Genomic DNA, 19,997 nt, shown 5'->3' on the forward strand with positions numbered 1-19,997 from the left:
AGCCCCCGCAGGGAATCCCTGCGGGGGCCGTTGTTTTCCTATCCCTCCATGCTCAGATCCAGATACCAGATGCGGCCGCCACGGCGGTGGCGGACGAAGCGTTCCTGAAGCAGAGCGCCCAGGCGTTTCTGGCTGGGCAAAGGTTCTTTGCTACGGCTGTTCCACCAGACGCGGAAGCGGTCATAGATGGCCGTGGCCGTAGTTTTCACACCCTTGCTGCTCTGGCAGCATTCCTGCATAAAGTCCCGGATCAGGCCGGCTTCCCTGTCCGCAGGCAGAAGGGGCTGCTCCGGCGTGCTGGCCACCAGCTCGCAGCAGCGGCAGAAGATGCCCTCCACCTCGGCCATGCTGGTGGCGCCCATGAGGCGGGCGCACTGCATGGCGCTGCCAAGGATGCGTTCCCGCAGGGTAGGGCGACATCAGGCATGGCGCACCTCTCCGGCTGTGGGCATGGCCACCAGCTGGCAGCCGCAGCCCAGGGCGTGCAGTACATCCGCATTGCAGCGGGCCAGCCGGTCACGCTGGGCTTCCAGCCGTGCGGCGCATTCGTCCAGCAGCTCGGCGGCGGCTTCTCGTTCCAGCGCATCCTCGCGGGAGACATAATCGGCCACCAGCCGCAGACGGGCAGGCAGGACGCGTAGCAATTCGCCAAGATCGCTGAAATCGTGGAACGTGTTCATAGCAAACCTCTTTGATTGGGGATTTTTGCGCGGAACAAAAAACGGGAGCGAGGCAACGCTCCCCGGCCACTGAGAGGCCGCCGGTCCTTGCGGATACCGGACGTTGCTTCGCTCCCGCGCAAAAAAGGCGAAGCAACGCTCCCCGGCTCAAAGAAGGCCGCCAGTCCTCACGGATACTGGACGTTGCTCCGCCAATAGATAACCGGCACCACAGGCCGAAGACCTGCCGGTGCGGATGGTGGCAGAAACAAAAAAGACCGCACTTTTCGCCGTGTGGGGCACGGCAAAGGCGACGGTGACGCCTTCTTTGATTTGGGGAATTTCAGTGTGCCCGGATGGCCGCCAAAGGTCAAGGGGGCTTGCCAAGGGGGGAGGGAACGGCTAGAAAAAAGAAGGCGGCAGGTGCGCGAACACCCGCCGCCGTGGGCACATCCCCCGCGATTAACTGGATCGCAAGTTTTGGCCCGGTAAGAGTTGCACCTCCTACCGGGCTACTTGCGTCTTAGAGGTTCAACAAGCGAATCACCAAGGCCGCAAGGACGGCGGCCACAAAGGCAGCCAGCACGTCCCGGAGGAAGTGTTTCATGGGAGTACCCTCCTTTAGGAGGATGCGCCCGCCGATGGCCTAGCACAGATGCCTGACAGGCCGCAATCTCCCGCCGGTTGTGGCCCTCAATTATGATGAGACGCCCTGCAGGAAGTTTCCTTCCTGCGGGGCGTTTTCCGTTGTGGGGGAATCTTGTTTCACCCGGAAATAAATGCTACTATAGTCATTAAACTATGTTTTGCCCGGCATATAGCAAAAGGAGCAAACAGGCATGAACGGTTATTCCCTGTTTTTTGTAGTGATATTCTGTGGTTGTGCTGTCTGGAGCCTTGCCGGGCTGATATTTCCCAAGGTGCTCGTGGTGGCGCCTCCTGAGCGGAGAACGCGGGGCTATGCCTTTTTCTTCCCTTTGGCTGCTGCGGTTTTCTTTTTTGGGCTTGCTCTGTTCTGTGACCCTAAGGTTCAGGCCGCCGGTGTCTCTCTTATCTTGTTTGGCGGTATCCCGGCCATGCTGTTATGGCGAAAAATGCACCAGCCGCTCCGCCCTTGCGAGCTGCTGGCGGCAGCAAAAACAGACAGAGAGCCTGCAAGGGCCTCCAACGACACCCCTGTGGAAACGGACTGTCCTTTCTGCGCGGGTAGGCAGGAAAAAGAGGGCTACGGCTCTTTTGAAAATTATGAACGCTACCGGGAAGCTTTGGACAAGGCGCTGGATACGACGTCGTGCGGCAAGGCTGCCCTGGACAGACTGGATGCCTTGGTGGAAGCGGCCCCTCTTGCAGATCATGAGCTGCTGACAGAGGCTATTGAGGAGTGCTTTTTCCAGCAGTGTGAGTCCAAGCATCCCGTGGCTGTGGTGCGCCTGTTCGACAAGATGCACCAGGAGCATCCCTGTATGGCGTTCGCCCTGCGGCATGGGGGGCTTGATGAAATGGTCTCCGCCTTCTGCGAAAGCCTCAGCAATCCCCTGCCGGAAAAGGGACGTGCCAAAAACATCGTGGGGCTTTTGCAATCGGATCACCCGCTGGTCAAGGGTGCCCTGGCATTTTCTGCGGCCGATATCGCCGACTGGCTGGACGGGGAGTGCGAGGAACTCTGGCCAGGCTGGGAGGCCGGTACCCATGATGAAATGCCCCCGGAAGATTTCATCGCGGAAGTGCTGACCTGCCTGAAGGGAGAAAAAGACCCGGCCAGCCTATAATCCTACCAACCATCTGTCATAGGAGAAAAAAATGAGTAAGCGCATTTATATTAGTGCAGATTATGCACCTGACAGTGGAGATCGCGATGTCGTTGAAACGTTAAATAACTGGGGAACTGATAGCTTACATAAGGTTGATTTCGTAGATATGGCAAAAGTTGTTTCTGGTAGCGTTGTTAATAGCATGGATGAATGCTATCCATGTGATTTAAAAGCGGAATTTAATAGGCAAATAAATGCTTCTTCTATTGTTATTTGCATTATTGGTGATAAAACAGCAACAAGAACAGCTGGAAGCACTTGTTCAAGATTTGGAAAAGATTATTTTTTTGGATGTACATGCACGCCATATAAACAATCAAGAAATGGAATTAGGGATTGTAAAGTTGATATAACATATCCTGCAATGGGTGAGATTGGAAATATTAATAATTATTCATATTTGAGACATGAGTTTGAGCAGGCAAAAATAAAAAATAAGACTATTATTGTTGTCTATAATTCACTAATTAGAGAGCCTAAATGGCTTCCGCACTATATGAAAGAATATGAAAGTAGAGCAGAGCCATTTTGGAAAAAAGATGATTATGGAAGAAAAGTTGGTAATTATACTCGAATAAAGGAAGCTCTCGGCTATGTTTAAAAAAATTTTTCGTCATATGTCATGGGCTTTTGGCATAACATCAGCTATATTTGCTTTTGTTTCTGACAGTATTTTTAAAAAAATTTTTATTATTGAGAATATAAAAGCAAATATTTCTGATGATTTTAAGGTTGCGATAATTAAAATTTTATTGTTTATTTTTATATTTTTGATAATCAAAATTATTGTATTTATATATAAAAAATTTAGAAGCACTGTTGTTATAAAAAAAATAGGCTATTCAATATATATCGAATACGGAGATATCCTTAGTAAGTGTAATGGAAAGCGGATCATAAACTTTGATGAATGCTTCTCAACAGATGTCGGTGAAAAAACTTACGAAATAAATAAAACATCACTTTGTGGTCAGTATATTCAAAAGACGAATATAAAAAATCATCAGATACGTAAATTGTTAAAACAGTATAACATTAAAGCATCTGCAACAAATTCTCTATTTCAAAATAAAATAAGATATGAGTCAGGGACCTTACTTCCTAATGGAGATGATTTGTTGTTGGCTTTTGCAAAATTAAATAAAGATGGTTTAGGATGTATGAGTTATGACGAGTTTATTGAATGTCTGAATCTTCTATGGAAAGAAATAGATAAATACTATGGAGGAAAAGATGTCTATATGCCAATATTAGGTTCAGGAGTTACTCGGATGTGGGATGAGTCACTTACGCAACAAAAAATACTTGAAATAATATTAAAATCATATAGTCTGACACGATATAAATTAAAGCTTCCATGTAAATTGCATATTGTGTGTAAGGAACGTGAAGGGTTTTCCTTAAACGAAATAGAGAATTATTGATTTTTTAAAGTAAATCTACCGAGATATAAAATCATCTTTGTGTTCTCCATCTCCAAATAAAGTAAAGCCGGGGTTTCCCCCGGCTCCATTTTTAGGCCAGAGCCACATAGCGGGCGTAGTCGTAGCCCTGCGGATCGATGACCACAGAGCGGCGCCCCAGAGCCTGTACCAGCAGGCAGTTTTGCCGCCCTCCCTTACCCCGGAGCCAGGCCCTGGACCGGCAAAAATCGCTGATCAGCTCATCATAGGCGTCGGGCTGAGGCGCACGGTCTCCGCGATCTCGACGCGCTCCGGCCTGATCCCGGACTGCTGCCAGTAGAGGACTTCTTCCAGATCAAAGGGTTTGCTCGTAAAGACGACCTGCAGCTTTTTCATATTTACAACCTCTTGAAATTTATCGTGATTCACAATTTACGTGTGTTCGATCTTCTCCAGAGAGGTTGCAAGTTTTTTCTAGCTGATTTTACTCATTTTTTTGTATTTATTCCCAGTCCCGGGGCAGTATTGACGGCTTTTTTCGCAGCCGGACCCGACCATGCTGATAGCCGGGCAGCATGGTCGGGTCTGCATGGCCCATGACCTCCATCAGCGGCTTTTATAGCGGCGGGGCGCTGATGGGGTGATTCCTGGTCCTCGATGATGCAGCCGGAGCTGCCAGCCCCTTCACTGTTTGTCATCCAGCTGCCCCCCCGTTGCGTGTTTGACGCGATCCCGTTCTTCGGCCCGCTTGGCATTGTTGAATCGCTTCAGCGTGCCTACCAGGTAGCCGGTGATTCGCCGCACGCGCTCGAACGGCACGCCTTGGCCGCACTCTTTTGCCGTTGGCTTGCCTTCCATACCGGTCTCCAGATCAAAGGCTCCGCAGCTCCGGGGGCAGTTGCCGCCCGTCGCGTTCGCTCTCGTAGGCGCTGCGGCAATGGGCTTTCTGCCACCAGAACAGCGTATCCACCAGGCGGCAGGGCCAGCTGCGTATGCCATACAGATGCCAGCGCCAGCAGTGGGAGGACAGTGTTTCGTCCGCCCAGACCGCAGGCAGGGCCGGGGCCCGGATACAGGCAAGCAGCAACGAGGACAGCAGGCCGCCCAAACAATGCAGCGTCTGGTCCAGAGAGACGATGGTTTGCCAGCCGTTGTGCCGGATGATCTCGCCCCGCGTCATGCCTGTACCTCCGGCAGCGTGTAGACAGGCTGGATGGCGGCCACGGCTTCCTTTGTCGGCGCGTCCTCCAGCAGGTCTTCGTATCGCTGGCGCTGGCCAATGAGCAGGCCGGAGGCCAGAGAAAAGGCATCGGCCTTGGCCACGATCTTGCGGGCCAGCTCTTCCACCGGGATGCCCCGGCCCGAGGCGATGGCCGTGATGTGCGCCACGTCGCTGCCGTCACCGGCCAGCAGGGCGCGGGCTTCGCGCTCCTGTCGCTCGAAGGTGAGCAGTTCCTTTTCCGGGTAGGTCGGCGTCAGGGCCGCCAGTGCGGACTGGCAGCCTTCGTTGATCTGCGCCAGCTTTGCCGCCTTCAGCTCCTCCAGCGTCAGCAGCTCCGGCCCCACAGGGTAGCCGTAGAACTCAAGCGTGCGCCGCAGATAGTCTTCCCCGGCGGGATTGCCGTCCGCATACAGGGGGATGATCTCCGCGCCTTCGGGGGGCTGGTCTACAAACTTGGCCGCATCCACGTCCCACAGGCGGCCGTCGGAAATTTGGTAAAACATATGGCCTCCTAACTGTACTGCCCACCGGAACTAGATGAGCCTTGTATGGTACCTAGGACAAATTCCTCGCCCATCCTGCCTGTATTAATTATTCCATTCAGATATACATCATACCGTTTTCCCGTGACACTACCCGTAAATATAGGAGGGGTACGGCCAGCAGGTGTCGTTATTCGAAATGTAGACCCTTCACTAATTACCAGCGTACTGTTTTGGACAGAAAGTCCGTTACATGCGATGTTACTCAACATATTCACATTTCCTGATCCTATAGCGCGCACGATGCCACTAAGATCGGATGAGCTACCGGCAGAGCATATAAGCCCCGCACTACCATCTGTTTTTGACCTGATTGCTATCGTCCCGCCGTCAACTGCGACGTGAAACTTCCATCTTCCAGTAGGAGCCGCATTGGGTAAATCAATAGCACATTCGATAATATTTATTGTCGACCCAGACTGGGATAAAATTCCGTAATACCCATTGGAGCCTACGGATGGTTCACCAGCGCGGTTTCGAACCGTTAAGAAGCTAATATCCCAACGCCCAGTAGATTCTTCACCAATAATTGCTCCACTTATTACTGAATCTAGAGAAGAGTTTAACCCTTTTAATACAATATATCCCGTTGTTGAATTGTATTTAGAAAGTCGTATATATTCATTATACACGCCATCCATTACATTTATAGAACATATATATTTTCCAATATTATAGCTGTCACAAACATAATTGATTGCTGCTTGAATTGTCTTGAATGCTTTTTCTAAGCTCTCTCCTCTTCCCTCGTCCAGTGTGTCACTACCCGTCGTGCCATTGACATAGAAATCCTTGTTCTTCGTCAGCCAGATGGGCACCCTGATACTCTTGAGCAGTTCCTCGAACTTGTCCGTGGGCATGTCGCCGAAGTCCACGTCAAGGCTGCCGTCCTTGCCGATCTTCAGGCCGTAGCGGGGTTTGACCAGGCCCGCCTGCGAGGTGCTGGCGATCAGCACGGAGAGCAGGCCTTCCGGCGTGATGGCCAGCCCGTCGCCTATCTGCACGAGGCCGGGCTTTTCCTTGGTGGCGATAGGGGCCTTGGCACTGATGATCTGTTCGATGGCCTGCCAAAGCTGGGTCAGGTCATCGCCGTCGGGATCCAGCCCGGCTTTTTTGATGACCTCCACGATCTCGCGCTGGGGATGTTCCACGGCCTCAGCAGGCACGGCGCTGCCGCGGACCTTGCCGGGCTGACCGGTAACGTACTTGGCATCCGGGTCCTGGGATCCGGCGGGGGGATTGTATTTCATGGCTATTCTCCTTCCTCGTAGGTAAAGGTCAGCAGGGTATGGGCCAGTTTGTCGCGGCGCATGACGCACTCCAGGGAGGCGGCGGCTCGCCAGTCCATAAGGCGCTCGCCGCACAGGCTCTCGCCGCAGCGGAAGCGGAGCAGCCTGTCGCCGTGGACGATGGCGTTCCACCACCAGCGGATCTCCGGCACGGCCAGATAGCCGATCTCGGGATGGGCCTGGATCTCTTCCGGCGTCAGGCCGGACGGATCAGCGCACTGGTGGATGCCGCAGCAGAAGGGCCAGTGTTCCTCGATGGTCACGTCGTAGCCCAGCGAATCGGCCACACCATACCAGTAGGCCAGATCCTGGCGCCCCTCGTCGCGCAGCTTGGCCAGCACGGCGCTGCGCCGCTCCTGAAGCGTGCTCCCGGCGGGAAGGCAGTCATCAGGCAAGCCGAGCACACGCTCCCAGTCCTCCAGACCGGCGATGGCGCTGGTGGGCAGGATCTCGATGAGCAACAGATGCATGGCCATGTCCAGACGTTCCAGCTCATCGGCCGAGGCCCGCAGCACCGCGGTCAGCACGGCGCCCGGAGCACGGGTCCATGCCGGCCCCTGCGGCAGCAGGTGCTGGAGCATGCGCAGGTAGTCAGAGGCGGAACGGACACGCAGGCTGGTTTCAGGCATGGTGGTCCACCTCGCCCTCGAAGATCACCTGCGTGAGCCGCGGCAGGTAGGCGGCGGGCACGATGATATTTTCCGCCGGTTCCAGCAGCACATGGTCCTGTTCACCCGGCGTCAGGGAGATGGCCTCGGACAGCATCGAGCGGTAGATCACGCTGTCCGGGGCACCATAGCGGGCGAAAACATCGCCCAGCTCCGCCGTGATGGCGGCACGCAGCGCCTCCGTGTCCGGAGAGATGCGCAGACGCACGGTCACGTCCAGCGGCTCGGGGCCGAAGACACTCATCTCTTTCACAGTAGCCGGGCGCAGGGGCTCGATGTGCTCCCTGACGCGCTGTTCCATCTCTTTGCTGGGAAAGGGGTCTTCCTGCCCGTCACAGACAAAGCAGACGCCTACGGTGCCGATGCCCAGATGCATGGGATAGCACCACGCCCTGGTCACCCCCGGAACTTCTTTGGCCCAGCGTACATAGTCCGCCATGCTGCCGCCGCGGGGCGGCTGGCGCAGGCGTTCCAGCACGCGGGCACGCAGGGCATCGTCACTCTCCACATCCACGCCGCCCACAAGGCCCCCGGCCTGCACCACGGCCACGCTCTCCACACCGGCGATGGGGGAGAGCAGCCTCAGCGGCTGTCCGGCGGCCAGATTTCCGGCAGCACCGCTTTCCACAGCGACCACACGGGCCTGGACGCGCCCTTCGGCAATGATGCTCCTGTCTGCCACGGCATAGCGCAGCCCGCTGGTCTGATCTTGCAGCAGGGTACCCGCCGGGATGATGGTCCCGCTCTGTCCGGTAAAGAGAACATCGCCTGCGGCTGCCACAGCAGGCAGGCGGGAGATGTTCCAGACACCGGCCCAGCGTTCCATGTATTCGCCCTCGGCCGTGTCCACGAAGACCTGCAGATAGAGCCAGGCCAGTACGCTGTGCAGCATGTGGCAGGCTCCGGCCCAGACTTTGGCCAGCACCGCCAGCACGGAGCGGCGGAGCAGGGTGGAGCCATCCAGCAGTCGGCCCGAGAAATCCCGGGCGATGCGCTCATACAGGCTGGAGAGGGATGGACGTTCCCAAGCCATGGCTGCCTCCTATATCTCCAGCCGGACGCTTACCGGCTGGGATTGCTGATAATCGTAGATGAAACGCCACTCGCGGCCGGGAGCGTCACTGCCGGACGGTTGCAGGTTCACACCGATGCCCAGATGGCCCGGCTGCACACGCTCTACACTGACACTCAGGGAGCTGACATGGCCCTCGCGAGGCAGCCAGGCCAGGGCCTCTTCGGCATACTGCCGGGCACGGGCCACCACGCTGTCCAGATCTTTCTCCCGCCAGAGTAGCCAGAGCCGGGAGCCGATGCTCTCCGGCGTCTGCTCGCCCTGGGCGTCGGGCAGGCAGTCTCCCCACCAGCCGCGCCGGTCGCTGGGTACGCCCACACGCTCATCGGGCAGGGGATCGTCGTCATGTGCCCGCGCGTCCGTAAACAGGGAGATGATCACCGCCGTCATCAGGCCCTCATCGCCCTGCAGGTCGGCCAGCGGTCCGGAGAGCAGGACGTCGAACAGGCCATGCTCCTGGTCAAAATGCAGACAGATATCCACGCTATCCTCCCACGGGCTTGGCTGTCGTATCACCACCGGCCTGTACGCCAGAATGCACATGCCGGTTCAGGGAGACGGCGCCGCCGTTGCTTTGCAGATCCTGCGAGGCCACGATGCCGCCGGTGAGCTGTGCCGTGACGGCACCGCCGCCCTGGCCGCCAAAAGCCAGCGCCCCGGTGGCGAACTGCGTGCTGGCGGTCTCTACCTGCACATGTTGGGCGGCCTGGACGCTGAAATTTTTGGTCTCGATGCGCACGTCATCCTCGGCCTTGAGCACGAAATGCCTGGTGGTCACCTCGATGGTGCGCTCGCGCTTGAGGTGGATGCGGTCGCCTTCGTCCGTGTAGATCACCACCTCGCCGTCCTTGAGGGCCTGCACGCGGTAGCGCCGGTCATCCACGGCCAGCACCACGGGATGCGAGCGGTCAGCGCCCACGAACAGCACGACAGCCTCGGCTCCGGCATGGGGAACGGAGGAAAAACCGTACTGCTGGGCACGCTCGGCATCGTCCAGGACCTCGCCGTCCAGCAGCTCCAGCTGGGTGGACTGCCATTTGTGGGCATCGCGCACCAGCGAGATGACACCACGCGCCACGATGTTACGCATGCGGCGGGACAATCGCTCCAGAAGGCGGATAGTTTGACGGTCGCTCATTTGATGGCCTTTTGCCGTGCCGCGGCGTCCTGAGCCAGGCGGGTCTGCAGGTCCACTTCCTTCTCCATTTTGGCATCGCCGCCACCGCTGCCGGAGCCGCCCTTTTCCTCTTTTTGGGGCTCGGGCTTAAAAGCGGCCGGGTCGCGCAGGGTGAGGCGGGTGGTGCTGCCCGACGTGGCGTCACGCCGGAACTCCACCCCGGCCACCAGCAGGCGCTGGCTGATGCGCAGATAGGGAAGATCCACATCGGCCATCTGGTTGAGCTGCCAGAGGGGGCCGGACTGCTCCCGGCCCACGCCCTGCTGCCGGAAACCCTGCACCGTGGCCGTGACGGTCACGGCCCGGGCGGCCCGCACGCTGCATTCCCATGCGGCCCGCTGGTGCGCGTTGCTGCTGTCCCCGGACTGCTCGGCCCGGATCAGCATGGGCCGGTAACGCTGCACGGCCTGGTCGCGGTACTGGCCGCGCACCGCGCAGGCCTCCTTGCCCCAGCCCTTGTCCGTGCCGGGTTTCTGGCCCTTGACGATGTAGTCTGAAAAACGGTCGGCCATGTCGAACTGCCCCTCGGCCGAAAGGATGTTCTCCCCCTGTCGCAGGCTGCCGCTGGCTGTGCCCGCTCCGGCCTTGAGCAGCACCATGCCGCCCTTGCCATCCGGGCAGGCCATGAGCTCCCGCTGGCGCAGGGCACGATCCAGGGCCTCGAAGGCTGTCTCGCCTTCCTCGAGCTTGAAGCTGGCAATGGGCGCGCCCACGTCGCCCTCGGCCGTGACGTTCACCCCGAAGGGGCTGGCCAGGGCCTGGGCCAATTGGAGCACGGTGCAGTTGAGCCATTGCCCCGGGCTGTGGATGGCAGCGCAGTCCACCAGATCGGCGCTTTTATCGCGTCCGGTAACGCTGATGCCGTGCGCCGTGGCGGAAAATGAGGGGCGGACCTGATCGATGTAGCCGTCGATGACCTGCTCGCCGCCGATGAGGATCTGGCAGGCCATGCCCGCGGCGATGGGCAGCGCCTGGGCGCCGCCGATCCATTTGTCGGCCAAAGAGAGGGAGAACGTCCCGGCGATGGCATCCATCTGGCGGGTGACCTGCACAGAGGTCCAGTAAGTCCAGTCCACGCCATCGATACGCAGGATGATGTCGTCAGGCATGACGCAGCACCTCCAGAGGTTCCACGGGCACGAAACCCGGATGGATGAGACGGTTGCGGGCTACCAGATCCGCCTCCAGGTCCACGCCGCCGCTCTGGCGGTAGCAGAGGGCCAGCGAAGGCAGCACACAGGCCGGGGTGATGGTCACCACCTCCGGTGCCCGCCGGGCGGCCTCGGCCAGTGTGGCCAGCGTACCGGAACGCAGACTGGCCAGAGAGGCGATCAGCTCTATCTCCATGCGGTTCACACCGCTGGCCTGCGTCATTCCCGGGATCACCGGCTCCAGAGCCAGAACTTCATCCATTGCATCAAGAAAATCGTAGCGTAGCTGCTGCGCCTCGCTCCGGCTGGCGGGCTGGGCCGTAGTGGCGGCACGGGCCGATTCCACCAGGGCCAGACGGCGCACCAGATTTTCCACGGCATGACCATTGCTCAGGATCACCGCACGCAGGGAGCCCACGTTGTCCGGCACGGTCTGCAAAAAGTCGGTGCGGGCCACACTGGCCCAGCGTCCGGACACGGCCGCATCAGAGAGCCCGGACTGCCCGCCGATGGTTTGCAGCACGCTCCACAGGTGCTGCCCCACGCTGGCCAGCGGCATGAGGTCATAGCCCGTGGCCGCGCCCAGCAGATCCACCACAGTGGAAATGTCGCCGTGCATGACGGCCTGTACCGTGCTCACGGCATCCACGATGAGGCTGTAGGTTTGGCTGACTACCCATTCCGTCTGTCCTGTCAGGCGCAGGGCGCTGTCGAAGCTGTCGCAGGCCAGCAGGCCCGCCGTCCCCGCTTCCAGGCGGGCCCGGAGCCCCTGGTTGACGCTGGCGGCCGGGCTGTTGGGCTCGGTATCGCGGCAGAAAAAGAGCTGGAAGACGGCCATGCCGCCATCCTGGGCGCTGTGCCGGACCTTGTAGGGGGCGGTCTGGCTGACCTGCACCTCGCCGTACCACGGATGCACCAGCGTACCTGGCCCCGGCTGTTGCAGGGCCGCTTCCAGCGCGTCGCGGCGGCTCATGTAATCACTGCCCAGCACGAAGGCCTGGACCGTGAAGCGCCGCGGCGCACCGCCCAGATCTTCCACGTAGGGCGCCTCGCGCTGGGGGAATTCATGCGTCACCGTGCGGCGGCCGCCCTCGCTTTCATCCGCCGTGACCCCGAAGGACACGCCCCGAAAGCTGGCGGCCCGAAGCTGCATTTTCCACAGATCCATCAGATGGCTCCTGCGTTGAGGACCCCGGCCTCGGCCACATCGCCGCGCACATCCAGGCCGCGGCCCTGGCCTTCACCTTCAAGGCGCATGCCTTCGGGGGCGATGATGCGCACCGTGTTTTCCTGCCGGATGACTCGTTCACTGCGGACCAGCTGCATCATGGACTTGGCGCCGGGCACCATGTTGAGCGGATCGGCCATGGGCAGGGTAGAGGTTGCGGCTCCCGAGGCTGTCCCTTTGCCGTCATCGTCGCTCCGGAAAATGCCGGCGATGGAGTCCAGCCCTTTGTCGAGCCAGCCCGTGAGCTGCTGCCACCCCTGCTTGATGCCCCGGAGCAGCCCATCGATCCACTGACCGCCGATGCTGTAGAGGTCCACACCGGTGAGGGTGGCCACCAGCTCATTGAGTCCGTCCGTGATCCAGCGGGACGGTTTGAAGCTGAACATCACCCGCATGACGCCCTGAACCCAGCCTTCCTCGAAGGCCGCCTTCACGCTCTCCCAAATTCCCCAGAAATAGGCCACGAGACCATCCCAGTTTTTGTAGATGGCATAGGCCGCTCCGGCGATGGCAGCCACGGCAGCCACGAACCAGCCTACGGGAGTGGTGAGCATGGCCATGCCCAGCTGGCCGAAGGCCAGAGCCAGCGAGCCCAGGGCCAGCAATGCCTTGCCGGAGATGAGGACCACCAGTGCCGTCAAAACATTGCTCCAGCCACCGCACAGATCGGCTGCCCGTTGCAGCATCCTGCCCAGACGGCCCAGAGAGGCAAAAAAGTTTTCTACGGATCTCCAGACGGCATCCAGGTCGAGTCCGTCTATCCATCGCTCAAATCCGGCGGACATGATGTCGCGCTGCACCTGCAGCCAGGCCTGGAATTTGTCCAGCAGTTTGGTCAGCGAGGGGAGAAAGGTTTTGCCCAGTGTGAGGCCCAGCCCCCGGAAGGTGGCTTTGACACGGTTAATGGCGGAGCCGTACTCGAGGGCGGACTCGAGGGCCTCATCCGAGAGGACGAGCCCCAGTTCCCGGGCCTCTTTGCGCATGGCCAGCAGGCCCTCGCGGCCATTCTTGAGCAGATCCAGGAGGCGGGCGCCTTCCTCGCCGCCCAGCTGGTTCATGATGCCCGCGGCCTTGCCCATCTCGCCGGCCTCGCGCATTTTTTTGACGCGGTCGGCCAGTTCCAGCAGGAGCGTATCCGCGTTCTTGAGCTCGCCCTTGGCGTTTTTGGCGCTGATGCCCATGAGCTGGAGCATCTCGATATCGCCCTTTTCGCCGCGGGCCGCATTGACGGCCCGCTCCTGCAGGGTGAGCATCAGGCTGGCCAGTTCATCGGCCTCCATCCCCGCCATCGTGGCCGCGCCCGCGTACTCCTGCCAGTTGCCGGTGGACAGGCCCACCATGCTGGCGAATTTGCTGGCCTCGGCGGCTGCCGTGGCAGCCTCGGTGCCCAGGGCGAAGGCGCCCCCACCGGCAGCGCCGAACAACAGGGACAGGCGCCCCGCCAGAGCGCCCAGACGCTCCAGCCCCGCCTGCCCCTGCTGCACCATGCCCTGGAGCTTGTCCCGCACGTTGCCGATGCTGCCGGAAAGGCGCTGCAGGCCCTTCGGGTTTCCTAGAGACTTATCCAATTTTTCTGCATTGCTATGGAGCGTATGAAGAGCTTCTTCAGTGTTTGCTATATGCTGAGTAGCCTCTTTCATGGATGCGCTAGCTTTCTCTGCTCCCTTGCTCATCCCCTCCATAGCCTGCTCGATGCGGCGGAACGGTCCCGAGACACGCTCCACGGCATTGATGATCAGGTCAAACCGGCTCTGCTTGCCCTCGGCCATCAGTCATGCTCCATGAGTTTTTGCAGTTTTTTGGTTCGCTCAGCCCACCAGGCCAGATCACGGGCGGTCATCCGCTCCAGCTCCGAGGGGGGCCAGTGGTACAGCCAGGCCAGCAGGGTCAGAGCGTCATCCCAGTCGGCTGGCCACTCCCGAAAAAAGCGCCGATAACGCCGGAGAGCTCGGTGAAATCGGACAGGTCCATAGTGTTGAGCACGCTGGGCGGCAGGGCCACCAGGCGGGAGGCCACGGTGATGATGTCGTCGAACGTGAGCTCGCTGATCTTGACGCCGCGCAGGTCGCCCGCCGTGGGGCGGCGGGTGATGCGCAGCTCGGTGATGGTCTCGGCGCCGTGGGTCAGCGGCACGGTCAGCTTGATGACGATGGGTTCCATATGACGCTCCCTAATTGCTTTCCACGGCCTCGCGCCGCGATTCGAAACGCACGGCGATCTCGCCCTCATCCGTGCTGCCGCTGCCTTCGGAGGCAAACCAGGCATTGGAGAGGGTGACCACCTTGCCGTTGTTGAGCTCCAGCGTGACGGTGACGTTGTCGGCCGTCACCAGGGTCGCCAGATCCAGCTCATCGCTGTCCGTGACGGCCCCCTCGATAAAGGCCACCTGCGGCGTTTCCTTGTAGCCATGCACCCCGTCGGCGCCGATGATGGCGTCACGTTTGGGCTTGCCCAGATTGTAGGTATAGGCGCCCTTGGCGTCGTACTGCTTCCCGTCCACTTTGACGTAGATGATGCCTGCCCGCCGATTGTTGGTTCCGTTTCCCATATTCCTCACCTCCCCTTAGACGATGTGCCGGATCAGGGTCCCGGCCACCTCGAACTGGTTGACCAGATCAGGCCGCAGCAGCCAGTCCAGCCGATTCTCGTTTTTGGCGTTGCGCTCGCAGAGCAGCGCCGCCTTGAATTGCTCGCTGCCTTCCACCAGCCCCATGGGCAGCCACGCATCCATGAAGCGGGCGATGGCTTCGGCCCGGCCCAGCTTGGGTGTCATGATGGGCTGGCTGGCGTCATAGCGGGCGGCATCGGCATCAGAGGCCAGCTTGTGGCGCGGATATTTTGTCCTCAAATAGTTGTTCCAGTCGTAACGCAGGTAGGAGAGCGTCAGCGGGCTGTTGAGGGAGAGAAAAGCCTTGTCCTCGGCGCCCAGGTCGTTGAGGCGGTAGGTGGTGATGCACTTTTGCAGGCGCACCGTGCCATCCGGAGCCACATAGCGGGTGGATACGCCCTCGAAGAGAGCCTGGTTTTTCTCGGGGAAGTCGGTCCAGCGGTCGGCCGGAGCTGGAGCCAGGACGCCCGGCACCAGCAGGGTGTTAAAGCCCCGGGCCGGATCGCTGTTGCCGTAGTAGGCGATGACGCCCGCCGTGGCGGCCGCGTCCTCCCAGGGAGAGGTGGGGCTGCCCTCGGAGGCGAAGACAGTCAGATGCTTGTCGTTGCGCTCGCCCGCGAAGGTGGTCACGTCGCCATAGCTGCCGCGCTTGACCACGATGGCCTGTCCGTCGATCTGGCGCAGGGGGCCCCAGCGGTCCGCCAGCTCATCGCGCAGGGCGGCAAGGCTGGCGCTGTCCGTCCACGGCCAGGCGATGACGTGGTACTGGTCGTTTGCCATGGCCGTGATGACCGGAGCCGGATCAGGATTGCCGGCGCCGCCGGCCATCCTGGTGAAGCTGAAGGTCAGGCCGCCGGGCTTGTCCTCATCGTAGTACGAGATGCGCAGGTCGATATCGTTACCGCACTCGCCCTTGTGACGGGCGGTCAGGCTGACCTCGCCACCACTGAAGGTGGCCGTCACGGGCAGGCTCTTGTCGGCATTGATGGCGTTGGTCAGATTCTCGGCCACGGCGGATGCCTCTGCGGCAAGGGGCGCGGCGGCACGCACCAGCTTGCCGTTGATGTAGAGGCAGAGCGGTACTGCGTTGACGCAGGTGCCGTTGATGGTCAGGGCCCCCTTGGCGGCCGTACCTTCCTCGGCATCCTTGACGCCGATGGCCAACATCTTGGTGATGCTGTTGGCATTGAGGTAGGCGGCGCACATGGCGGCCAGCTGACTGCCCTCACCAAAGAGGGTGGCGGCCTGGGCAGCGCTCATGGGACGTTGTACGGTCCCGGCCTCGGCCGTGCCGCTGTCGAGCATCTGCCCTACCATGAGCACGGTGTAGGGCATGAGGGCCGGATCATCAGACGCACCGGAGCCGTCGAATTCGGCATACGCAAAAGGCACGCGGACGGTATCGGGCAGGACGTTAAAGGCGATGGACATTTAGACCTCCTTGGCAGCGGGCTTGAGCTGCACATCACCGTCCTTGAGACGGCGCAGCCAGAACGCGGAACGTGGGACCACGGCACCCGTGGCCGGAAGATACTGGCCGGACTGCGGATCAGCGATGCGCAGGGGACGGCCATCGCGCACGGCGGGCACGATAAGCATGGTGGTGGGATGGGGCATCAGATCACTCCTGGTCAAAGTTTACCTGTGAGATCATGTCCACCCGGTCATCACCGGGGTGGACGTACCAGTCCGTGTGGGCCAGCAAAAAATCGGCCAGCTCCGGGGGGACCGTCGGCCATTGGTATTCCAGGTCGAAATTCAGGGTGGCCACGCCGTACTCGCGGGCACCGTCGGTCACGATGCCCAGCTCGGTGCCGGTGTGGGTGATGGAGAGCAGCGTGTCCGCCGGGTGCGTACCGCGGACCAGCGGCAGGGGCTCGGGCAGACTGGCGTCCACGATGGCGCCCATGGCCCGGCCGATGGCGTCCAGGCGCAGCACGGCCCGCTCTGCCTGGAGGCAGAGGGCGTCCAGCGTATCGTCCACGGCCTCCAGCTCCCCGCCCAGCAGCTCAACGGCCAGGGAGATGACCCGCTCCTGCGGTTCGGGCCGCGTATCGGACTCCACGCGCTGCTCGCTGACGGTATAGACACCGGCCGCCGGGAGCTCACCGCGGAACCAGTGCTCCATGCGGTTGGGCCAGATCCGGGCACCAATGAGAGCGGCCAGACCGTCATGCTCGCGCATGACCTGACAGACGGCCCGACGGATGAGCGTGCGGGGATGGACGCCGCCCCAGGCGAACAGGACATCAGACATGGGCGGCCTCCAGCAGCCTGCACTCCATCAGGCCGTAACCGTCGTCCTGCGGATTCAGGACGCGGTAGGTACGGCCGCGCACGATGACGCGGTCCCGGGTGGAGAGGGGACGCCCCAGCGCCGCCTGCACATCGCGCAGGGGCACGTGCAGGGTGGGAGCCACGCTGACCACCGGTGCACTGGCAACGCCTGAGAGCGGCTCTGCTCCCGAGGTGGCGAACATGGCCCGCAGCTCGTGGGTGCTGCCGTCCTCGGTCACCAGGGTCACGCTGATCCCGGCGCCCAGAGGGGCCTGGAAGACCAGCTCCATGTCGCGGTCCAGGACCTGCTCGAATTGCGTAGGCTGGTAGTCGTCAGGCATTTAGTCCTCCTGCAGACGCCGCACATGATGGTGCAGGCGTTTGAGCATCCATGCGCTCTCTTCTCGAGCGATACTCGCCTCGTTCTCCGGAGAGCGGAAAAAGGCCATGAAGCTGGGGCCGTACAGGGGCAGCGGTTTTTCCCGGCCTTCCACGCGAGCCAGCACATGCCCCCTGGCAATCCACACCGCGGCCCGGCCCTTTTTCGTGGCCAGGATCTGTTTCTCGCCGCCGGGCTGGATGCGCCGCGCACGATTGGCCTTTAAGACCTTGACCGAGACATAGGTCTTGCCTTGCCGGGCGCCGAACTGCGACAGGGGCAACGATTGCCGGTAACGGAAGCTCAGACGGCCCTCGATGTTCCGGCCGCGCTGGCGGGCCTTGACGATCTGCATGGCGGCGTCGATATCGGCCTTTTTGACGTAGTAGGTGGCGCGGATCCCCTTCGACAGGAAACTGCGCATATGCGTGAGCGTGTCATTGGTGGCCCGGACCACAGCCTGCCGGAGCCTGGACTCGGAGGCGATACTGTCTACCTCATCCCAGATCTCGGACAGCCAGTCCTGCCAGTCGGCATCGACACGATAGAGCTCAGGCATAGCTGATCTCGCTCTCCAGCATGGCCTGCATGACCTCGGCCCGCTCCTGGGCATGACCGCGGACTACGCGCCAGTTGCTGCCCCAGAGGGTCACCCGTTCCTGGCCACGCAGACGTCGCCCGAGCTCCGTGGTACTGTACGAGATGCGCACCCGCAGGCGGGCATCCTGCTGGCCGATATGGTAGGCCAGCACCCGCAGGGTCTTGCCGTCCTCCGTCTGGAGCTCGCTGAAGCCCTTGTGGCCGCAGGCATCGAAAAATTCCTGTTCCGTCATCAGTCTTCTCCGTCACAGCGCGGTCTATGTTCCTTTTCCAGCAGGGTCACGCGCACGTTGAGATCCTCCATGCCGTCGTAAAATTCCTTGTGGGCCTTGTCGTTGCGTTCGCGGTCCGCATAGAGTGTGGGACATTCACGCTGACGGGTCAGGATCTGGCGCATCAGTGCGATGAGCTCGCGCAGGCTCAGGCCGACAAAAAGCATCAGGAGGGCCCCCATGGCGGCAGAAACTTCCGCATAGGTCAGAGGTGCGGCCATATCACATCCCCAAGGTAAACAGGCCGGACAGACGCAGGAGCGGCCCCAGGATGAGCTGGGCCACATGCATGGGCCTGTCGGGATCAATGATGGTCAGGGCCAGATCGACAGCGGCCAGCAGCGCGAACAGACACAGGATCGCCAGCAGCGCCATACGCAGCGGCCGGGGCAGGCGCATCCGGGGGCGCGGTCGCCCATTCCAGCCGCTCGCCTGCCAGCCATCCCAGCCGCAGCCGTCACGGCTCCAGCGGTCATCCTGCCAGCCACGGGGCATCCGGTCGCGCCTGGTATCATCATCGGGATCAGGACGGATCATGCAGGGCCTCCATGCGGCGCACATAGGCCCGCAGCGCACGTTGACGATCACGGCAGGCGTTCCACGCCGCCTCTACGGTCAGCACATAATCGACATAGGCCCGCCCGGCGTCATCCGCCCGGCCCGCGGCAATGGCGGGCAATACCTCCCGGGAGATGGCCGGGGGCGGACAATCTTCCAGCAACTCAGGGGGCGGGCTCGCCACGACCAGCCTCGATGGCGTCGAACAGGCGGTCATACTCGCCAAAACGCTGCTCAAGAGGCAGATCAGCAGCAGCCTTTGCAGCACGGGCATATTCCCGCTCCTTTTCAGCCGCCTCCCGGCGGGATTTTTCCAACTCGGACAGGGCGCTTTCCGTGGCCCTGGTCTGGGTCGTACCTATATGCAGGGACTCCCGCAGTTGTTCGGCCTCTTCCCGGGCCACTCCCAGGTAGTAGACGGCAAGCCCTGCTGCCAGCAGGGCGCCGACCAGCCCCATGGTCTGCAGCGGGCTCACTGGATCTCTCCCGACCAGATGCCCAGCGCTGTACGCAGGCACCATACGGACCGGCGATCCCAGCCCAGCCCGTACTTGGGATACTTGGAGCGTGTGCCGTAGTAGCGCAGGCGTTGCGCAGTCAGCTCCACCAGCAGCTCGCCGGGATCACAGCGACCGATGGCCTCCCTGGTCTCGGCGCCGATGATGCCATCCACGGCCACGGAACAGCCCAGCCCTCGCAGCGCCTGCTGCAGCAGCTTCGGGGCCGCCCCCGGGCCGGGATTGAAGACCATGTCCGCATAGATGAAGGCCAGCGCATCGGGCAGCAGGTGGCAGCCATTGCCGCGCCAGTAGACGCGCTCCCATACCTGGCGGGCGTCCTCGCGTTCCAGGAGACGCACATCGGCGGCATTGATGTAACCATCCCCATTTTTGTCCGGCAGGACATCCCGGTTGTAGTTGAGGGCCAGACCAAATTTGGTGGCCCCCCCCGCGTCGTCGGGGTCATCGGTGTAGGTGGCGTTGCCTTCCGCTCGCATGCAGAAATCGAAGGCCAGGTCTATCAGGCGTGATTGATCCATAAGGACTCCTGTGAGGGTCGCGTCCCCGGAGGCACGCGACCC

At 60.8% G+C, this 19,997-nt stretch carries 31 protein-coding genes; 3 read left to right on the forward strand and 28 right to left on the reverse strand.

What is annotated here, in order from left to right; genetic code table 11:
- Positions 1-38: 38 nt before the first annotated feature.
- On the reverse strand, positions 39-380 hold the full coding sequence (locus DESPIG_RS03430; protein WP_006005084.1) for a hypothetical protein: 342 nt from the start codon (positions 378-380) through the stop codon (positions 39-41).
- Positions 381-419: 39 nt separating this feature from the next.
- Positions 420-680 (reverse strand): hypothetical protein, encoded by a 261-nt coding sequence (locus DESPIG_RS03435; protein WP_006005086.1) that lies wholly within the window; start codon positions 678-680, stop codon positions 420-422.
- A gap of 818 nt (positions 681-1,498) precedes the next feature.
- Here DESPIG_RS03435 and DESPIG_RS13575 point away from each other — a divergent pair.
- The 3 genes from DESPIG_RS13575 to DESPIG_RS13580 are packed head-to-tail and all read left to right on the forward strand — an operon-like array spanning position 1,499 to position 3,894.
- Entirely contained in the window at positions 1,499-2,428 is a 930-nt protein-coding gene (locus tag DESPIG_RS13575; RefSeq protein WP_006005089.1) for a hypothetical protein, read from the forward strand.
- A gap of 31 nt (positions 2,429-2,459) precedes the next feature.
- The gene (locus DESPIG_RS13120; RefSeq protein WP_081446809.1) at positions 2,460-3,071 is read left to right on the forward strand and encodes a hypothetical protein; all 612 of its coding nucleotides are present in this window, start codon (positions 2,460-2,462) and stop codon (positions 3,069-3,071) included.
- Positions 3,064-3,894 (forward strand): macro domain-containing protein, encoded by an 831-nt coding sequence (locus DESPIG_RS13580; protein ID WP_006005093.1) that lies wholly within the window; start codon positions 3,064-3,066, stop codon positions 3,892-3,894. The genes DESPIG_RS13120 and DESPIG_RS13580 overlap by 8 nt, the downstream gene beginning before the upstream one ends.
- Before the next feature lie 234 nt (positions 3,895-4,128).
- Here DESPIG_RS13580 and DESPIG_RS13585 read toward each other — a convergent pair whose 3' ends face one another.
- From DESPIG_RS13585 to DESPIG_RS03555, 26 genes are all read right to left on the reverse strand, one after another.
- On the reverse strand, positions 4,129-4,269 hold the full coding sequence (locus DESPIG_RS13585; RefSeq protein ID WP_006005095.1) for a hypothetical protein: 141 nt from the start codon (positions 4,267-4,269) through the stop codon (positions 4,129-4,131).
- A gap of 288 nt (positions 4,270-4,557) precedes the next feature.
- Positions 4,558-4,731 carry an anaerobic ribonucleoside-triphosphate reductase gene (nrdD, locus tag DESPIG_RS13590; RefSeq protein ID WP_006005099.1) on the reverse strand — a complete coding sequence of 58 codons (174 nt, stop codon included), beginning with the start codon at positions 4,729-4,731 and terminating at the stop codon, positions 4,558-4,560.
- A 13-nt stretch (positions 4,732-4,744) separates the two neighbouring features.
- Positions 4,745-5,053 (reverse strand): hypothetical protein, encoded by a 309-nt coding sequence (locus DESPIG_RS03445; RefSeq protein WP_006005101.1) that lies wholly within the window; start codon positions 5,051-5,053, stop codon positions 4,745-4,747.
- Entirely contained in the window at positions 5,050-5,598 is a 549-nt protein-coding gene (locus DESPIG_RS14310) for a hypothetical protein (protein ID WP_006005104.1), read from the reverse strand. Before DESPIG_RS14310 ends, DESPIG_RS03445 begins: the two co-directional genes overlap by 4 nt.
- 8 nt (positions 5,599-5,606) lie before the next feature.
- On the reverse strand, positions 5,607-6,887 hold the full coding sequence (locus tag DESPIG_RS03455) for a hypothetical protein (protein ID WP_006005106.1): 1,281 nt from the start codon (positions 6,885-6,887) through the stop codon (positions 5,607-5,609).
- Positions 6,888-6,889: 2 nt separating this feature from the next.
- Positions 6,890-7,555 carry a YmfQ family protein gene (locus tag DESPIG_RS12725; RefSeq protein WP_006005108.1) on the reverse strand — a complete coding sequence of 222 codons (666 nt, stop codon included), beginning with the start codon at positions 7,553-7,555 and terminating at the stop codon, positions 6,890-6,892.
- Entirely contained in the window at positions 7,548-8,627 is a 1,080-nt protein-coding gene (locus DESPIG_RS03465; RefSeq protein WP_006005110.1) for a baseplate J/gp47 family protein, read from the reverse strand. The genes DESPIG_RS12725 and DESPIG_RS03465 overlap by 8 nt, the downstream gene beginning before the upstream one ends.
- 9 nt (positions 8,628-8,636) lie before the next feature.
- Entirely contained in the window at positions 8,637-9,149 is a 513-nt protein-coding gene (locus DESPIG_RS03470; protein WP_006005112.1) for a phage GP46 family protein, read from the reverse strand.
- Between the two features lies 1 nt (position 9,150).
- Complete coding sequence (locus DESPIG_RS03475; protein ID WP_006005113.1) at positions 9,151-9,804, reverse strand: phage baseplate assembly protein V; 654 nt, start codon at positions 9,802-9,804, stop codon at positions 9,151-9,153.
- Positions 9,801-10,952, reverse strand: coding sequence for a phage baseplate assembly protein (locus DESPIG_RS03480; protein WP_006005115.1), 1,152 nt, complete (start codon positions 10,950-10,952; stop codon positions 9,801-9,803). The genes DESPIG_RS03475 and DESPIG_RS03480 overlap by 4 nt, the downstream gene beginning before the upstream one ends.
- Entirely contained in the window at positions 10,945-12,162 is a 1,218-nt protein-coding gene (locus tag DESPIG_RS03485) for a DNA circularization protein (RefSeq protein ID WP_006005117.1), read from the reverse strand. The genes DESPIG_RS03480 and DESPIG_RS03485 overlap by 8 nt, the downstream gene beginning before the upstream one ends.
- On the reverse strand, positions 12,162-13,790 hold the full coding sequence (locus DESPIG_RS03490; RefSeq protein ID WP_147589058.1) for a phage tail tape measure protein: 1,629 nt from the start codon (positions 13,788-13,790) through the stop codon (positions 12,162-12,164). Before DESPIG_RS03490 ends, DESPIG_RS03485 begins: the two co-directional genes overlap by 1 nt.
- A gap of 200 nt (positions 13,791-13,990) precedes the next feature.
- Positions 13,991-14,113, reverse strand: coding sequence for a GpE family phage tail protein (locus DESPIG_RS14515; RefSeq protein WP_081446828.1), 123 nt, complete (start codon positions 14,111-14,113; stop codon positions 13,991-13,993).
- Complete coding sequence (locus DESPIG_RS03495; protein ID WP_006005120.1) at positions 14,110-14,382, reverse strand: phage tail assembly protein; 273 nt, start codon at positions 14,380-14,382, stop codon at positions 14,110-14,112. Before DESPIG_RS03495 ends, DESPIG_RS14515 begins: the two co-directional genes overlap by 4 nt.
- Positions 14,383-14,392: 10 nt before the next feature.
- On the reverse strand, positions 14,393-14,770 hold the full coding sequence (locus tag DESPIG_RS03500) for a phage tail tube protein (RefSeq protein WP_006005122.1): 378 nt from the start codon (positions 14,768-14,770) through the stop codon (positions 14,393-14,395).
- A 15-nt stretch (positions 14,771-14,785) separates the two neighbouring features.
- Complete coding sequence (locus tag DESPIG_RS03505) at positions 14,786-16,261, reverse strand: phage tail sheath subtilisin-like domain-containing protein (protein ID WP_006005124.1); 1,476 nt, start codon at positions 16,259-16,261, stop codon at positions 14,786-14,788.
- Positions 16,262-16,447, reverse strand: coding sequence for a DUF2635 domain-containing protein (locus tag DESPIG_RS03510; protein WP_006005126.1), 186 nt, complete (start codon positions 16,445-16,447; stop codon positions 16,262-16,264).
- Positions 16,448-16,451: 4 nt separating this feature from the next.
- Positions 16,452-17,087, reverse strand: coding sequence for a hypothetical protein (locus DESPIG_RS03515; RefSeq protein WP_006005128.1), 636 nt, complete (start codon positions 17,085-17,087; stop codon positions 16,452-16,454).
- On the reverse strand, positions 17,080-17,448 hold the full coding sequence (locus DESPIG_RS03520) for a head-tail joining protein (protein WP_006005130.1): 369 nt from the start codon (positions 17,446-17,448) through the stop codon (positions 17,080-17,082). The genes DESPIG_RS03515 and DESPIG_RS03520 overlap by 8 nt, the downstream gene beginning before the upstream one ends.
- Complete coding sequence (locus DESPIG_RS03525; protein ID WP_006005132.1) at positions 17,449-18,045, reverse strand: hypothetical protein; 597 nt, start codon at positions 18,043-18,045, stop codon at positions 17,449-17,451. It lies immediately after the preceding gene.
- Complete coding sequence (locus DESPIG_RS03530; RefSeq protein WP_006005134.1) at positions 18,038-18,319, reverse strand: hypothetical protein; 282 nt, start codon at positions 18,317-18,319, stop codon at positions 18,038-18,040. Before DESPIG_RS03530 ends, DESPIG_RS03525 begins: the two co-directional genes overlap by 8 nt.
- Positions 18,319-18,579: a hypothetical protein gene (locus tag DESPIG_RS03535; RefSeq protein WP_006005136.1), complete on the reverse strand. Its 261-nt coding sequence runs from the start codon at positions 18,577-18,579 to the stop codon at positions 18,319-18,321. The genes DESPIG_RS03530 and DESPIG_RS03535 overlap by 1 nt, the downstream gene beginning before the upstream one ends.
- A 1-nt stretch (position 18,580) precedes the next feature.
- Positions 18,581-18,895, reverse strand: a complete 315-nt coding sequence (locus DESPIG_RS03540) for a hypothetical protein (protein ID WP_040369237.1) — start codon at positions 18,893-18,895, stop codon at positions 18,581-18,583.
- Positions 18,882-19,100 carry a hypothetical protein gene (locus DESPIG_RS03545; protein ID WP_006005141.1) on the reverse strand — a complete coding sequence of 73 codons (219 nt, stop codon included), beginning with the start codon at positions 19,098-19,100 and terminating at the stop codon, positions 18,882-18,884. Before DESPIG_RS03545 ends, DESPIG_RS03540 begins: the two co-directional genes overlap by 14 nt.
- Positions 19,081-19,392, reverse strand: a complete 312-nt coding sequence (locus tag DESPIG_RS03550; protein ID WP_006005143.1) for a hypothetical protein — start codon at positions 19,390-19,392, stop codon at positions 19,081-19,083. Before DESPIG_RS03550 ends, DESPIG_RS03545 begins: the two co-directional genes overlap by 20 nt.
- A complete protein-coding gene (locus DESPIG_RS03555; RefSeq protein WP_006005145.1) occupies positions 19,389-19,955 on the reverse strand; it encodes a glycoside hydrolase family 108 protein in 567 nt (188 codons plus the stop codon). The genes DESPIG_RS03550 and DESPIG_RS03555 overlap by 4 nt, the downstream gene beginning before the upstream one ends.
- Positions 19,956-19,997 lie beyond the last annotated feature (42 nt).

The sequence above is a fragment of the Desulfovibrio piger ATCC 29098 genome (genome assembly GCF_000156375.1).
GTDB classification, from domain to species: domain Bacteria; phylum Desulfobacterota; class Desulfovibrionia; order Desulfovibrionales; family Desulfovibrionaceae; genus Desulfovibrio; species Desulfovibrio piger.